The organism is Paenibacillus sp. J2L1-98, assembly GCF_056269405.1.
On the sequence record NZ_JBWDNW010000001.1, the window covers coordinates 731,286 to 747,503 of the forward strand.

The following is a 16,218-nucleotide window of genomic DNA, read 5'->3' on the forward strand; positions in this document are numbered from 1 at the left end:
CTCAAGGAAATCAATAAAGCAGCATCCTTCTACTATTCGTTTGCCTTTAACTGCATCATCAGACGTTTGGGCGCAGCACGCATATATGCTTCTTTAAGCAGGACGCCCATCTCTTCCCAGTCCTTAGGATCACTAATAGACACCCAGCCACGATGACCGATGTAGGCCGGCTTGAAAAACCGATCCTGCTGCAATAAAATCTCCTGGTTCTCCAGATCCGACTTGAAGGTGATTCCGTGGTCGCTCATAATAATAAACGACTTGTCTTTTACTTTAAACGTATTATGCCCATGTCCGTCAATCAACTCAACGACCTCAGGCAGCGCCTTACTGATGCTGCGTACCTGCTCTAGCATTTTAATACCCTTAGGCGTTTTCATTCCACCCCTATCATTCGCCATACATGCCCTCCTAAAGATTATTCCTTGTGCTGCTTCTTTCGTGATGACAAACGTATTCTCCTTCTTCATGAGAGTATGCCAACAATAGCTTATCCTTAAGTATCTCCGCCGCTTCCCGATCCTGCATCAAATGCACGATCTCCCGTTAAAACGGATGTAACAGCTGCATATAAAACCCGCCGACAACCGTCCGGTTCTGGAAGCCCACTTGCTCGCCCGTGACCGTATCGTACCAGTCGGTGAGGGGAACACGGCTGGGCGATTCATGCAGCGAATCCCAGAGCGGCGCGATCATTTTCGCAAAATCTTCCCTCGATTCCGTCATCGAAGCGCACCATACTAGCCAATCCGACTTCGTGTAAGTGTTCCTGCTGTCCAGCGGCGTGCCGTACCGGTTTTGTTTGGCAAAATAATAAGGGATTTCTTTCGCCACTATGTCGCCCGGGAACAAGCCAAGCCCGAAAAGACGGTCCCATACAAGATTATATTTCAAACTCCATGTATCTTCCGCACTGTCGAATGTCAATTTGTAATGGTCGCCCGCTGCAGCCATCGCCATCCACTGTGTCGCCATTTCTTTGGCCGCATCGGAATAACGCGACAAGTCTTCCGTTTTCCCGTGCATCCTGCACAAAGTGGCATACGCTCCGATGCCGATGATCGCTTTAATCGAAAGATTTGCATTATGGGCAAGATGTCCGGCAAAATCGTCCGTACACAGCTGGTTGTTCGGATCAAGACCGTTTTCTATCAAATAATTCGCCCATTTCGTCAGCAAGCCCCAATGCTTCTCCGCAAAATCCGCGCTCTGCTCGGACAGGCAAACGGCGGCCGCCATAATCAGCATATTGCCGCATTCCTCGATCGGCATTTGGTATTCGAGTTTGTTCTCGCCGTATACCTGGCCGTTTGCTTTTGGATAACAGCCCACATCGTGCGGGGCAAAATCAAACAGCCACTGTTCGCTGGACGCGTACCGGAAAATTGGCCGCAGCATACCTTTGACAAGCTCGGGATTGTACCGCAAAAACAGCGGAATCGACGGATAACTAACGTCCACCGTGCCGATGCAGCCGTTGCTAAAGCATTCCTTGGACAAAAAGAGAATCTTGTTGTTCTCGTCTACGACCAGTTTGTGCGCCGAGATCGCCTGCCTATATGCAAGCGAAAGGATATCCGCATATTGCGATCCGCCCGCATCCAGGCTCTCCTGCTGCAATTCCCGGTCAAACGCTTCGCATTTGCTAATGATTTCATCGTACTGAGTAAATGCGGCGGCAAGCATATCCTCGAATGACATGCCGTTCCTCCGCCAATACGCAACCAGCGGCCGGTTGAAATATTCGATGGACTGAACGTCGTCGTATGCGAGCACCGCATATTGCGATTGCACCGTACTATTAACTGCGCCAAAATCGAATAGCATGGCCATTACCGGCGTATCATCTTCCACGGCGCGCGGCTCACGCTCGTCATCCTGTAGACTTACAGCTCCCGATTCGATAAATTGCCTGCGCATCCGGAAAGATTGGATCGCTGCTATCGTTCTATCAGATTTGGAAGCGGCCAGATAAACATACCCCCAGTCGATCCGCACATCGTCGCCAACCCGCTGCAGCACAGGCTGTTGTTCACTCCCCATGCGCAGCGCCTCGATCCCGCTGCCAATCGTTTCGCGCGACCATACAACTTTCTGATCCGTCGTGTTGACGCACCATTCGCCGGTAACATCCAAATAAATTTTTATATCGCGGGGTTTTCCGTCGGCGGATTGAACACGGAACGTAACGTACGAAGCCGGCCGCGATAATAGATCCAGTTCGTCAAGCAGCAGCGGCGTAGTGAAATCAACCTCCAGTCGAACGCCATCCCCTTCAAATGTATATTTGCTGGACGTCGCGGTCACTTCCAGATTCGTTTGCTTCATGGCATCCGGTTCTAGGAAATCACTTCCTTCGCCAAGCTCCGTCAACCCCATAAACCGCCGCGTTCGTCCGTCGATTCTAATCATGCCGGTCATTCTGCTCTGTTTGCCCGTCCAATGTGTGGTATGGGTATCGGTTAGGCTATCGGCGGCAGACCATACGCTGAAATATGGATCGACCGTTACCAGCGGGACTGCAGGGGGTCTGAAATGTTGTGCCATTGTTTTTATTCTCCCTTAATAAGTAATAGTATGGTCAACCTTTAATGCCGGATAAGGTAACGCCCTTTACAATATTCTTTTGGAAAATAATAAAAATAATGATGATCGGAACCGAAGCGTACGCATTCACCGTCATTGGCAATGTTTCGTCTTGGTTATAGGAACTCATGAAAAACGGAATGCCGATCGGCAGCGTAAACAAATCTTCCGATTGAATGGAAAGAAACGGCCATAAGAAATCGTTCCAGCTTCCCAGAAAAGCGAAGATCATCAAAGTAGACAACACCGGCTTGGATAACGGTATAAAAATATTCCACCAAACCCGAAACAGGCTGCAGCCGTCCATTTTTGCGGCCTCCACCAGCTCATTCGGCATCCCGTCGAAAAATTGCTTCATGATCAGCACGCCAAGCGGTCCTGCAAGGCCGGGTAGAATAAGTGCCGCATAAGAGTCGAGAATGTTCAAGCTGTTGGCAACCATATACAAGGAAACGATTGTCGCTTCTCCGGGAATCATCATGCCGCTGAGAATGAGCCAGAAGGCTAATTTCTTATAACTGAAATCGATTCTGGAGAGCGCAAACGCAGCCAAGGAAGCCATTGTCAAACTGAGTACGGGAACGATAACGGCGATGGTCAAGCTGTTCATCGTCCATTTGATAACCGGCGCATTCTCAACAATATAAAAGTAGTTCTCGAGCGAAAACGGGGGTAAAAAGCGGTCGATCATATCCCCCATAGCGGTTCCTTGCGGTTTTAGCGAAGTAAATATCATATAGATAACCGGAACAATAAAGATGATTGCCAAACCGTAAGCCGCAATGTATAACAAAATTTTCGGAACAGTCCACTTTTTGGATCCAGCGAATTCATTCATCTCTTCTTCCCCTTAATCCGTTTTTTTACCGAAAATTTTAAACTGGATAAATGAAAGCACAATCAGAAAAATAAAGAAAATAAATGACATCGCGGACGATAATCCAAGATCGTTGGCGGTAAAGCCTGTTTCATAAATATATTGAATCATCGTTCGGGTTTCATTGCCGGGTCCGCCGCGCGTGACGAGCCACACCTGGCCGAAAACCTTAAAGGATGCGATAACCTGCAGCACGGTGATTAGAACGATTAATCCGCGCATCGCAGGTAATGTGATAAATTTGAGCCTTTGCCACGCATTTGCCCCATCCAATGTGGCCGCCTCGTAATGATCGGCGGGAATATCCTGCAGCCCTGCGAGCAGCACGATCATGTTAAAGCCCTGCGTCCACCAAAGCGTGATCATGACGATGGAAATCCAAGCAAAATGCGGTTCATTCAACCAGAAAATTTCTGTTTCCGGGCTAAGGATGCCGAAATTATGCAGTACCGTATTGACCAAGCCGGAGTATGGCGCAAGGACGAATATCCAGATAAAACTGACCACCGCGACCGACAATATCGTGGGCATAAAAAATACGGTCCGCAGGAACGTCCTGCCTTTCACCTTAGAATCGAGAATCAAAGCGAGCAGGAAAGGCGTTATGATCATAAATGGTGTAGAGATTAAAGCGAAATAGGTCGTATGCCACAAGGACGCCCAAAAATCCGAATCCTTAAGCGCATAAATGTAATTTTGAAGCCCGACAAACCCTTCCTTGCCGCTAAGCGTCCAATCGTGAAAGCTGACGAACAGTCCATAAAAAATCGGAATGATCGAGAAGAGGATAAAGAAAAAGAAATAAGGAGCAAGAAAACCGGTCGCCAACAATTCGTTGTACAACTTTCTTTTGCGCTTGCCTATCGACATATCAACCAGTTTCGCATCCGTTAACGTTGCCGTATTCATGTTCATGATTCACCTCCAATAGTGCATCGGAGTTACGTTACCGTAACCCCGATGCGAGTGGATTTATTACCGATTTAGGATTTTTTCCATGCTTTGTACGGCCGTATCCAATCCTTTATCGACAGGAGCTTTACCAGACCAAATCGTATCCAATGCTTGGACGAGCTGGTCTTTCGCCGGCCACATCTTCGGAGATCTCGGCAAGTACACGCCGTCATTGCCTGCCTGCAAATAATCTTGGCGATATGGCAGACTTTTGAATGCTTCCGACTCTACAGCCGTCGTGGAAGGTGGAATATGTCCGGCCTTAGACCACTCGGCAGCATTGTCCGTCACCCATTTGGCAAACGTCATTGCAGCTCTTACCTTGTTTTCGTCTTTCTCTTTCTTATGGACCGGCAGAATGAAGTTGTGCGAATCAATCCATGTTGCAGGCTTGTCATAGATTTGCGGGAAAGGAATCGCTCCGAACTCCAATCCTTTTGTTGCCTCCAGCGTGCTGGTAAACCAAACGCCTGACGGCATTACGGCACCTTTGCCCGCTTGAAACGTTTCGCCGATTTTTGGCATGTTTCTCTGTATCAAGCCGCTCACGAACATGCTGCTGAGATATTCTGCGGCCTGCTTGCCCTGCGGATTGTTCAACGTCACCTTTTGGCCTGATTCATCAAACATTCCCTCTCCGCCCAGTTGATTGTAGAGCGCCCACCATACCCGGTATGGATCTTCACCAGTAGAGTTTAGCAGCATATTCACGATGCCTTTTGGAGCGCCGTCTTTGATTTTTTGCAGGAAGCTCGTGAATCCTTCGGGACCAGGTTCGATGATCGGTTTCTCATTCTCGTCCAGCAAATTCAACTCACGCAGAATTTTTTTGTTGTAATACAGGATGAGCGGATGAGCGTCAAGCGGCAATGCATACTGCTGGCCGTCAAACACCGTCGCGTTCAGCATGTTTTTATTGAATCCGCTTATATCAATCCCCATCGAATCTATGTAAGGGTTTAATGGTTCGATGATATCAAGATCCACCAACTCGCTTAATTTGGACGTGTGGGATATTGCAAGATCAGGCGCGTTGCCGCCTGAAACAGCTGTTTGCAGCTTCGTATAAAATTGGCCCCAATCCTGCGTCAAAGCCTTGACTTCGATTTGGCCCTTATGTTCTTCGTTAAATTTTTTAACCAGATTGTTCATGATCACGCCGTCACCCCCACCGAACATATTCCAATAGGTGATTGTCACCTTCTCGCCGGGAGCGGTTGTATTTGAAGCGTTTTCATTTTTCGGATCCGTATTACCGCCGTTGCCTGACGAGCAAGCGCTTAACATTAATGACAAAACAAGCAGCATCCCTAGTACAACTGTATACAGTTTAGTACGTTTCATAGAAATCCCCCTCGATAAAATAATAAGAAACGAATGTTATCGCTTACTATACTTATTGGAAAAGTTGGTAAAATGCAAAAACATGCTCCTTTCCCTCTTACTATTTCGCAGCATTAACGTTAATCGGTACCGGTAAGTTAAACTCTATAAGAGTTAAATCGATTCGTCAACAGTTTTTTCTCATTTTTTTGATTGTTACCGATTTTATGTAATGAATGGCATTGCCAGTGCCTCCATCTTAAAATGTATGGCAGACGAAGAAGGCCGTCCCTATCGGGAAAGCCCGGTCATCCGTTCTGATAAGATAAATTCGTTACACGCATCCGATCAGTATATGATCCGCATAATGATATCTTGGTTATAATCGCCGAACTGCTTGCCGAAAATATTGAGGCCGCCGATATGCTCCGCATTCTGTTTGATTCCGATTCGTAAACTGATGAACTTATTCATACTCAAATTAAGCTCGTCCAATTTCACTTTTGAAATTTCCACGTCGTCGAGGAAGCTTCCCGCGTTATCAACCTTCCAAGTTTTCAACAGCCCGTACTGTGTATGGATATCGGGTATCCAATGCGGGTTCAGCTTTCCCCTTCTGTCGCCGAAATCGCCAGGACAAGTCCATGTTCCGATCTCGATATCATTGATCCATATTGTAATATCCGACGGCCAGTTGTGGTTGTAATCAGGCGCTTCAGAGCAAAGCTCCATCGAAAATTGAATGGATTTGATGTCCGCGTCCGTCTCCGACAACGGCGGAAATTTATAATCGACGTATCCCCGGCTAAACCAGAGCAATTGTGCTGAAATTCTGCTCGGATGGTAAAAATAGGACGGCTCATCCAGCGGCTGTACGATTCCGGTTTCCGTGATCAAGCCGCAGGTCGGGTGGATTTCGCAATCCGTGTAACAGCCGACCGGCATTTCGATTTGGTAGACGTTCGTCGAATTGTTGTATCCGTCGTTTAAATTCAGATGCATATGAATTTCGTCAAACGTTCTTGAGCAAACCTTCATCGTGCCTCTGGAAGCAGGCAGCACTTCCGTCAAGATAATGCCCGCATTTTCCAGCACTCGGATATTAGAAGCGACAGTCGATACGGGAAGATCCAATTTTTCAGCAATATCAATGATATTTTCCTGCTTGTAATTCAACAGCTTTAAAATGTTAATGCGAATATCCGAAGCGAGTGCGTGCGCAACTTTTCTTAACCGCTCCGATTCATCGATCGACAGCTCTAACATTCCGCTTTACTCCCCTCTTGGTAAATTCTATATACTTAACTAGTCATTATTAGTATACGCTACAACTCAGACACCTTACAGAGCTTCCTCACCATTCCACTGAGCAGCGTAATGATCGCCTAAACTTGCTGTCCGCATCTGTAACGCACCTGAGCATTCACGGTGATGTCTCCTTTCGCGGTTTCAAGGTTCATCTGTACCGATCCAGATGAACCTTTTTCGTATTGTATCCTACCACTTTCTCGTTTACGATGTTACTGTGGCTGCCGGTAAGAAACAGCTCCGAAAGGCGATTTTTGAAGACGAGAGGTGACTGCGCATGTATATTATGACGCGTGAAGAAATAAAAGCTTATTTAAGCAGAATTGGCATTTCAGAAATCCAGCCTCCTACCGAGTCCTACTTATTTGAGCTGCATAAAGCTCATGTGAAAAATCTTTCTTGGCAAACCGTTGATATTTTCGCAAGAAAACCCGCTGCTATCGATTTTAGACAATCGGTGCAGCTTATTCTAAATCGTAGAAGCGGTTATTGCTTTCACTTGAACGGGGCGTTTAGCACACTGCTTCGTTCCTTAGGCTACAAGGTGTTTTTGCATCGGGCCGGCGTGCAGCCGCACGGAGCGGAGCCTTGTGTAAATTCCTTTCACCTTGGGCTTACTGTCAACTTAGTTAATGAACAGCTCGAAGAAGAAAAATGGATTATTGATGTTGGACTAGGCGATATGCCGTTTGAACCGCTTCCGCTTCATTCCGGCATTTATGACCAAGCCCCGTTTATTTATAAAGTTGCGGAATCCAGCGTGGTTGCAAATGGATGGCGCTTAGATCATGATCCGCTTGCTTCATTTGCCGGCGTTGATTTTGACCCTGCTGTTGTACATCATTTTGATGAATTTAAACCGAAGCATGAGCATTACAGCCGCTCAGTGGATTCTCCTTGGTTTAATATGTTTCTTATTAGACATCGGCATGAGACAGGAAGCAATGAAATCCGGGGCTGCGTTTGGAGCAAACGGGGGATTAAAGGCATTCAGAAGATGGAGATTACTAATAAATCGCAGTGGCTTGAAGTTTTAGGAGATATATTTGGAGAACAGCTCGTGAACTACAGCAATCTAGAAAGGGACGAATTTTGGAACAGGGTACAGAGGGCTCATGCGGACTGGAAAAAATCCAAAACCGACGCTCAACTCAACGAGTCGTTTGGACCTGCCGTATAAAAACAATAGACCGGACAGTATGCCACTTTATTCAAGTGTCTAGCTGGCCGGTCCGTCCTTCTAATAAGTGGGCTAGATCGAAGAATAATTCATATCTGTGCCGGTGCTTCCGATAAAGATTAAAGCAATTATGGCGATTAGTAAAAAAATGGCATAGAAAGCAGTCCCTATAATCCCGCATACAAGTCCGGCAATCGCCAAGCCGCGGCCTTGTTCGCCGGTTCTTTTGATTTCTTTAAAAGATAAACTTGCGTACACGATAGAAACAATACCGATAAAAAATCCAAGATAGGGTACAACTATAGCAAGAATACCAAGAACAAGCGCCACAATCGATTTACTGTTTGTTTTCGGCGGCTGCTGCATCGGTTGATAATATGGATTATGCGGCTCGTTCGGAATTTGATCCATTGGAGTCCTCCTTTCGGTCTAACCGTATTTTACCAGTCATTATCATTTCCCACAAGATGAGCATCCAGCAAAAATCACGCTAAATAGTAAGAAAGTAACAGAATTAGTAACGTCAAAAAAGGGACATCAGTAAATGACGTCCCTTCCAGATTCGACTATTTCTCCAAATTCAGCCGGCGTTTGTTTTGCATAACGGACCGGCTTGCCTCAGGCCCCTTCGGCTTTCGGCGGCCCGTTGGACCGACCAGCCATCGTCCGAACGGCAATTTTTCCAGCAAACTCGCTAATCCGATCGCTCCTGCTGCAACCAATATAAATGTAATCAACGTCGCGGGCAGATGATACCCGGTGAGATGCAGGGACCGAGTTACCCCGCTCACCAGCATGAGCACAAACGCGTGAGCCAGAAAACCGCCGAACGAATGCCGTCCGATAAACCGCAGGATGCGGTAAAACGCGCCTTTCCTTTTTTGCAGCAGCAGCGCGGCTCCATACAGCAACAACAGCTGGGAGACGATGATCGCGAAAGTGGTAGGCTTCAAATAGGTGGAAAGATTCAAATTGATCCGCTCCGACGAGAAGCGCAAAACATCATAGCCGAGCCAAATATATGCCCCGATGAACGCTATCATCGTCCAGCCCATAGCATCTCCTACGAACTTCCGAAACCGGTTCAAGCCGAAGGCGCATACGCTCCCCATCAGGAAGTAAAATAAGTACATGATAAAATAATAAGAACGGTTTGCGATCAGCTCCGCCCAAAAACCGCCTGCGGAAGCGGCCCAGTCCGGCATTTTGTAATAGGACAGCCACATCAATGCTCCATGAAGCAGACCAAGCGTCAGGGATATCCCCGCAACCCTGGGAAATAATTCACCTTCCGATTTGGGCTGCAGCCGCGACCGGAACGATCCTACCATCCGGGAAAACAACGGGAATAACAAATAAAATTGAAAAATCATAAGGATAAACCACAGATGGTAGCCGTATGTCGGCTTGATCAGCTGCTGAAATATACTCGACCAAGCCGATGGCTGCATGAGCTTTCCGCCGAATATCCCTTCCACCGCTATCCAGTAAATGATCGTCCAGCTTAGAAAAGGAATAAAAATATCGCCAAACCTTTTTTGGATAAACGAACGGTAATGCAGCTTCCCGCTGTAATTGTAAAACAAAATCAGACCGGACAGAAACACGAACGTCGGCGTGCCGAATCGGGTGAAATGAAACAGCATCGCCAGCATGATCGAGTCAGCCGGCAGGATGTCGGGCCGATAAATATACTCCGCAATGCAGTGCTGAAGCGCCACCGCCAAAAAGGCAAACGCGCGAAGCAGCGTCACTTCTTCGATCCGCTCTTTTTTGTGGCGAACCTCCGGCTCAGGCGCTTGCCGTTCCATTTCCGCTTGCAAACCTCTCATGGTGTCACCTCTATTCTCAGTTGGCAAAAGATATACTGATTATAGCGGACAAACATTAGAGGAAGATTAATTGGAACAAATTAACGGTACCCGGTTTGATTATCCCTTCACCGATCCAGCCAGACCGGAAACAAAATATTTCTGAAACAGCAGGTAAACCAGCAAAGTCGGAATAATGGAAATCAACACACCGGCGTTTAACAGCGTATAGTCCGTTGAATGCTCGCCCCGGAATGACATCAAGCCGGTTGTGATCGTTTTCATTGTATCTTTGGTAATAAATATTTGCGCGAGCAGAAACTCGTTCCACGTCGCCATAAAATCGAATATAACAAGCGTTGCAATTGCAGGTATGGATAGCGGAAGTATAATCCGGAAAAACTTGCTCATATCTCCGCATCCGTCAATCAATGCCGCCTCATCAATCTCCTTTGGAATCGTACGGAAAAATCCGCGGAGAATCAATATGCCGAATGGAATCCCGAATCCGACATAAACGAGGAAAATGCCGGGATACGTGCTGACCAAATGCGTTTTGTTCAAAAATATGTTCAGCGGAACAAGCGTCGCCTGCATCGGAATCATCATGCCCACTAAGAAAAAGGCGAACATCGCGTTGCTCCACTTGAAATTCAGTCTTGTAAGAGCATAAGCGGCAAGAGCTTCTATTATGATCCCTAAGGGCACTTTGACCAAACAAATGAATACCGTGTTTCTCATATACATGCTCAGATTTCCTTGATCCCAAGCTTTGGCGAAGTTGCTCCATTGAAATTGCTTCGGCAGGGCATAGAACGGGCTGGTCAACAATTCAGGCTTTGATTTAAGCGCCGTGAAAGCGATAAATATAACCGGGATTAAAAAGAGTGCAGCCAGCAAAATCAAAAAGGTGTATCTGAGGGCGCTCCAAGCCGGATGAACGCGTATTTCTTCCATAATGTTTATTCACCATCCTTTTACCGTTTACAGATGCGATTTCCTTGTTGTGTAAAATACATACGGAATGATTACAATCATCGTAATGAGAACGAGAAATAATGATATAGCCGATCCCGAGCCGATATTGGCGAATCGGAAGGTTTGGTAATACATCCAGGAGGACAAAACCTGCGTGCTTTCAGCCGGACCTCCACCCGTCATTCCGTAAATAATGTCATATACTTTCATCGATGCAATCATTGTCGTTGCAATGACAATAATGAACGTTTCCCGGAGCAGCGGAAGCGTAATATACCAGAAGGACTGATACTGCTTCGCGCCGTCAATGATGGCAGCTTCATACGGGTCCGCAGGTATGGTCTGAAGCCCTGCCAGAAACAGGACCATCGGCTGGCCGACTCCCTGCCATAAGGCCGCAACGAACACAGCGTATAGAGCGGTCTTCGGTTCCGCCAGCCATGCGTGCGTCCAGCTGTCCAGTCCCAGCGATTCCAGTACTTTATTGATAAAACCTTGAGTCGGATTGTACATCCAAGCCCAGCCCGAAGCGACGACGATGCCGGATAACACATACGGGAAATAAAACACGCCCCGGAACAGAACGCGGCCCTTCATTTTTTTGTTCAACATGAGTGCCAAAATCAATCCGGTTCCCATGATGAAAACGAGTGAGCCGACCGTCCACTGCAAATTGTTCTTTAACGCCCTCAAAAATACGGAGTCATTCATAATCAGATCGGTATAATTTTGGATTCCGACAAAATCTTTATGCGGAGCTACCCCGTTCCAGCTGAAAAAACTTAAGTAGAACGTATAAATGGCCGGAAAGAAAATAACCGTCAGATAAATCAATAGGGCCGGCATTATAAACAGCCACGGTTTCAGTACCCTATTTGCCACTAGCCATTCTCCTTTCTAATGTGGACGCAGAGCGGTCATTCGACCGCCCCGCGCCCATCCTTACTTTTAGGAATTCATTATTTCTGCTTGCTTTTATAGGCTTCGGCCGCTTTGCCCAATTCTTCGGCAGCTTGCGCCGGCGTCCATTCATTGAGGGCGACTTTGTCCTGCGCCTCGAACAGTTTCTGCGCGACTTCCTGCGGAAGCGCCTGGTCTGTAATGAGGAAGCCTCCATCGTTTGCCGTGTCCAGAAGCGTTTTCAGATGCGGCGTTTTATCGGAAATATTCACGTTAAGCGTTGCCGGCGTACCGTATTGTTCAATGTATTTATTTACGACATTGACGCTCGTCAAATATTCACCCAGCTTGACTGCCGCTTCCTGCTTCGCAGGGTCTGACCCTCCGTTAATCTGGAACATTTCAGCAAAGACCGACGCTCTTTGCGGCGTTTGGTCGGAAGGGAATTTGAATACGTCATACTTGGTATTGTCGAAGCCTTGACCGGAAATAACGCCGTCAAACCAAGTGCCTTCATTGATCATCCCGGCCTGCTCCTGATACATTAAATTCTCCGCTTCCTGCGCATCCAATAAGGAGTAGCCTTTCGGGAAGTAACCATTATCCGTATACTCCTTGATTTTCTCGAACGTTTTGACAACGGATGGATCGTTCCACGAAGCTTCGAGAGCGTTCAACTTATCATGCAGTTCAGGACCTGCGAAGTGCTCAAGCAGCTGCTCCGTCAAACGCATCGTGTGCCATCCGCCTTTGCTGCCGAACGCAAGCGGCGTTACGCCGTTTTCTTTCAATGTTTTCAATTGCGCTTCAAACTCGGCAAAGGTTGCAGGCGGCGTCAGATTAGCCTTCTCGTATACACTCTTCGGATACCACATGCCAAGCACATTCAAGTGTACCGGAATACCGGATATTTTCCCTCCATATGTGGTCATATCAATCGCTGCTTTATTATAGATCTCGGACCACTTATGATCCTCGGCCACTTGCGTCAAATCCATCGTCATGCCGTTTTCCGGATAGAAGGAGCCGAGCGTACCTCCCCAGGTAAACCACATTTCCGGAAGTGTTTTGGAGCTCGCGGCTACTTTCAGCGCTTCCTTAATCGGGTCCACTTCATACTGGGTAAATTCAACGTTGATATTCGGGTTTTCGCTCTTAAAATCTTCGATAGCCGGCTTCAACCATTCCCAGCCCTGATTGATTGCCCAAAACGAGATGGTTACTTTCTCGGCAGAACCCGCTTTGTTGCCGCCTGCTGATACGTTTTCATTACCGCTGCTGTTACCGTTGCTGCTGGACCCGCAGCCTGCGGCAATGATTGTCACAAGCAGTACACTCATCAATACAGAAATCAGTTTTTTCATTCTTATTTCCCCCTTTTTCTAGTTCACTCTTTTTATCCGTAAAGCTTGGTATGGTTTAGCCGGCAAATCGACACGGCATTGACCTTCATATTCGCCTTCCAATAAGGTAACCGTCATTTCCCAAGTATCGATTAAATCAATCGCAAACTTCGTACCCGCAGGCAAATTCAGCATACGGTATGCGGGCCTGCTTCCTCCGAAATAAACGAGGTAATATTCGCCGTCTACGCCGCCTGAGGCAGCATCCCACTGAAAATCAACGGAAGTTTGTCCAAGCTGAGGCCCTTCCTCGATGATCGTCCGCAGAAAACGGATTTTTTCCGGGCTTTCCCCGTGCAGCGTTCCGCCGTGCGACCACCATATAATTTCGTCTTGATTGAGGAAGGTTTCCCCGTGCGTCACGTAGCCGCCTTGGACTGCTCCTCGCCAGAACAATTCAAGCATCAATTCGCCTGAGATATTGCCCCATCCATGGTTCAGGTCGCCTTCATACCTGCATTCGTCGATAACAACCGGCTTTTTATAATCGTCGAGCCATTCCGGTACGAATTGCAGATCATGATGCTGGATGCTTGCATGCGTCACCCACGGTTTGCCGTGATCGTACCAATGCAGATTGCTTCGGTAATGAATGCCGGGATGATGCCAGTTATGAATCGAGCGCAGATGCTGATAATGATCATTTTGCTGAATGATATGGAAAAACCGGTCCCAATCCCGCATCGACTTCGCATGCATCAAATCGAACTCGTTCGCCAATGACCACCAGATATTGCGGAAAGCGGACAGTCTGGCTATGGCGTAACGCAAGTAAAAATCATCCGTTTCCGGGCTCATCTCGGCAAAGCCCCAGCGGTCGTAAGGGTGGAAAAGGATCAGATCCGCCTCAATCCCCAAGTTCTGCAGATCCTCAATGCGGCGTTCCAGGTGCTGCCAGTAGGCCGGATTAAAAGCCGTGTAATCCCATCCCGTCTGAAGCGAGCCCTCGAACGGATACCGCTCAGGTTCACCCAAATTATAGTCATAATGCTTAGGGAAAACGCACATGCGAATTTTGTTAAATGCCGCCGATTCCCTCAAGCTCGCTAACGTTTGCTCTTCCAATTGTTCACTTTGATGGTTCCAAACATAACTTGTCGTTCCAAAAGGATAATAAGGTGTTCCGTCCGCATATGCGAAATGAACCTGTTTATCGACTCCTACGGGCCCATGATTGCCGGCCCCCGGCTCCGTGCATGTTAACCTGCCTTCGAGCCCGTCCAATTCCGCCGCGTTACTCACGGTTTCAAAGGTCCACATGCCCTCGGTATCGGGCATGAAACGGATACAATATTGTCCGTTTCCGTCATAGAAGCCATCCGCTTCAACCGTTCGATGACGGTAATGGAATCGTGCTGTTAGCGTCACTTCTTTATAAGGATTACCTCCGGCCGGCCCGTCAAGCCGAAGCTCAAATCTTCCCCATCTTTCCATCACAAATTCGTGATCCAGATTGCGTCCCATCGATTTAATTTCCTTTCTTTCATTTATTTCTTACTCCTTATTCTAAGGACTCGGCACGTTGCCCGGTAGCGCTGTAAACGGCTGTTTTGTTCGTTAATTTTACGTTTTTTCTGACGGCATATCCTGTTCATATGGGCAACTAGACGATCGATGACATTTCCTACGTTTTTTTGTTCTGGCGTTTGACTGACATAAAAAATCCCTTATGCCCGCTGAGTTCTGCGTAAAGGACATAAGGGTTTCTCATCGCCTGTATAAAGCTTATTGATTGCGGTACTCTAGCGGACTTACGCCGATACGCTCTTTGAACAACTTACTGAAGTAATGAGGGTTTGTATACCCGATATCTGCAGCGATTTCATACACTTTACGATTCGTTTCCCGCAGCAGCTTCTGCGCATATTCCAGCTTGTTGCGGGTGATGTATTCAATGAAGTTTTCACCAATTTCTTTCAAGAATACCCGGCTTAAGTATCCGGGGCTTACGTGAATCGCCGCTGCTACTTTTGCTAATGTGATGTCCTCCAGCAAATTTTTATCCATAAACTCCTTTGCCTTGCGGACGATAAGATTATCGCTTTGTTCGTTTACAGGAAACCTGAGAAGCGCTTCCATATAGGCTTCCGGCAATTGAATCATCTGGTCGTAGCAGGAGCTTACCGAATAGATCAACGCCACATTAAGCAGCTCCAGCACCTTTTGCCGCAGGTTCTCCAAGTATTTGCTCTTCTCTACTTGCCCGTCTTTCGTTACAGCCGGAGCGATCCAAATAATTTCGCGAAAGCTGCGGTGAAAGACGATACCTCCCCATTCCTTGGCTACATACTCCTCAATGAGGTATTGGATGGACAGAAACCGCAAATTATCTTCATCCTCGCTGTCCAGTATCGCATCATCCCGCTTCCGAAAAACCGTCAGCCAATAGCCGGAATCGAACCGTCCGCTCTCAAGCTCGGACATGACGGGCTGCTCCGGAAAAGTATATTTATCCAATAACGACAGGTAGTAATCATTTTTTTCTTCTTCAGTCAACTCGGGCTTCGTTTCCACCGTTTCCTCTAGGCGTCCAACGACCTTGCGAAGCGTCGCTGCAATCTCGTCTTCATCCATCGTCGGCTTGTGCAAGTAATCAGCCGCCCCGAGCCGCAGCGCTTCCTTAACATAAGAAAAAGTGTCATAGCTGCTCAAAATAATAACTTGTACTTCGGGCTTCCATTGTTTGATCCGCTTGGCAAGCTCAAGGCCGTCCATCCCGGGCATTCTTATATCCGTCATGACAATATGGATGTCTTCCTTCTCCATGATCCGTATCGCTTCTTCGCCATTAGATGCCTCAGCCTTCCAGCAAATACCGCAGCTTTCCCAATTGATCATGTAGCGAAGTCCGAGCCGAACGATGGATTCATCCTCAACGACGAGCAGATTCCACATCGC

At 47.4% G+C, this 16,218-nt stretch carries 14 protein-coding genes; 1 reads left to right on the forward strand and 13 read right to left on the reverse strand.

The annotated features are described in order from the left end of the window. Positions 1-32 precede the first annotated feature (32 nt). The 6 genes from AC0YNZ_RS03415 to AC0YNZ_RS03440 all read right to left on the reverse strand — a co-directional run bounded on the left by AC0YNZ_RS03415 (position 33) and on the right by AC0YNZ_RS03440 (position 7,006). Positions 33-401, reverse strand: a complete 369-nt coding sequence (locus AC0YNZ_RS03415; RefSeq protein WP_475825258.1) for an MmcQ/YjbR family DNA-binding protein — start codon at positions 399-401, stop codon at positions 33-35. 145 nt (positions 402-546) lie between these two features. Next, a complete protein-coding gene (locus tag AC0YNZ_RS03420; RefSeq protein ID WP_475825259.1) occupies positions 547-2,547 on the reverse strand; it encodes a glutaminase family protein in 2,001 nt (666 codons plus the stop codon). Between the two features lie 34 nt (positions 2,548-2,581). Beyond that, positions 2,582-3,424 (reverse strand): carbohydrate ABC transporter permease, encoded by an 843-nt coding sequence (locus tag AC0YNZ_RS03425; protein WP_475825260.1) that lies wholly within the window; start codon positions 3,422-3,424, stop codon positions 2,582-2,584. 12 nt (positions 3,425-3,436) lie between these two features. Further along, complete coding sequence (locus AC0YNZ_RS03430; RefSeq protein WP_475825261.1) at positions 3,437-4,378, reverse strand: carbohydrate ABC transporter permease; 942 nt, start codon at positions 4,376-4,378, stop codon at positions 3,437-3,439. Between the two features lie 60 nt (positions 4,379-4,438). Next, positions 4,439-5,761, reverse strand: coding sequence for an ABC transporter substrate-binding protein (locus AC0YNZ_RS03435; protein ID WP_475825262.1), 1,323 nt, complete (start codon positions 5,759-5,761; stop codon positions 4,439-4,441). Between the two features lie 327 nt (positions 5,762-6,088). Then, complete coding sequence (locus AC0YNZ_RS03440) at positions 6,089-7,006, reverse strand: ArsR/SmtB family transcription factor (RefSeq protein WP_475825263.1); 918 nt, start codon at positions 7,004-7,006, stop codon at positions 6,089-6,091. A gap of 319 nt (positions 7,007-7,325) precedes the next feature. On the opposite strand from AC0YNZ_RS03440, the gene AC0YNZ_RS03445 reads away from it, so the two are divergent. Beyond that, complete coding sequence (locus tag AC0YNZ_RS03445) at positions 7,326-8,228, forward strand: arylamine N-acetyltransferase family protein (protein WP_475825264.1); 903 nt, start codon at positions 7,326-7,328, stop codon at positions 8,226-8,228. A 72-nt stretch (positions 8,229-8,300) separates the two neighbouring features. Here the strand turns inward: AC0YNZ_RS03445 and AC0YNZ_RS03450 are convergent, their stop codons facing one another. From AC0YNZ_RS03450 to AC0YNZ_RS03480, 7 genes are all read right to left on the reverse strand, one after another. Then, the gene (locus AC0YNZ_RS03450; RefSeq protein WP_475825265.1) at positions 8,301-8,639 is read right to left on the reverse strand and encodes a DUF4190 domain-containing protein; all 339 of its coding nucleotides are present in this window, start codon (positions 8,637-8,639) and stop codon (positions 8,301-8,303) included. 155 nt (positions 8,640-8,794) lie between these two features. Then, the gene (locus tag AC0YNZ_RS03455) at positions 8,795-10,060 is read right to left on the reverse strand and encodes an acyltransferase (protein ID WP_475825266.1); all 1,266 of its coding nucleotides are present in this window, start codon (positions 10,058-10,060) and stop codon (positions 8,795-8,797) included. Positions 10,061-10,159: 99 nt separating this feature from the next. Next, positions 10,160-10,996: a carbohydrate ABC transporter permease gene (locus AC0YNZ_RS03460; RefSeq protein ID WP_475825267.1), complete on the reverse strand. Its 837-nt coding sequence runs from the start codon at positions 10,994-10,996 to the stop codon at positions 10,160-10,162. A gap of 27 nt (positions 10,997-11,023) precedes the next feature. After that, entirely contained in the window at positions 11,024-11,899 is an 876-nt protein-coding gene (locus AC0YNZ_RS03465) for a carbohydrate ABC transporter permease (RefSeq protein WP_475825268.1), read from the reverse strand. Between the two features lie 77 nt (positions 11,900-11,976). Continuing rightward, the gene (locus tag AC0YNZ_RS03470) at positions 11,977-13,281 is read right to left on the reverse strand and encodes an ABC transporter substrate-binding protein (RefSeq protein ID WP_475825269.1); all 1,305 of its coding nucleotides are present in this window, start codon (positions 13,279-13,281) and stop codon (positions 11,977-11,979) included. A gap of 18 nt (positions 13,282-13,299) precedes the next feature. Beyond that, positions 13,300-14,784 carry a DUF5605 domain-containing protein gene (locus AC0YNZ_RS03475; RefSeq protein WP_475825270.1) on the reverse strand — a complete coding sequence of 495 codons (1,485 nt, stop codon included), beginning with the start codon at positions 14,782-14,784 and terminating at the stop codon, positions 13,300-13,302. Between the two features lie 261 nt (positions 14,785-15,045). Continuing rightward, entirely contained in the window at positions 15,046-16,215 is a 1,170-nt protein-coding gene (locus AC0YNZ_RS03480) for a response regulator (protein WP_475825271.1), read from the reverse strand. Positions 16,216-16,218: the final 3 nt, after the last annotated feature.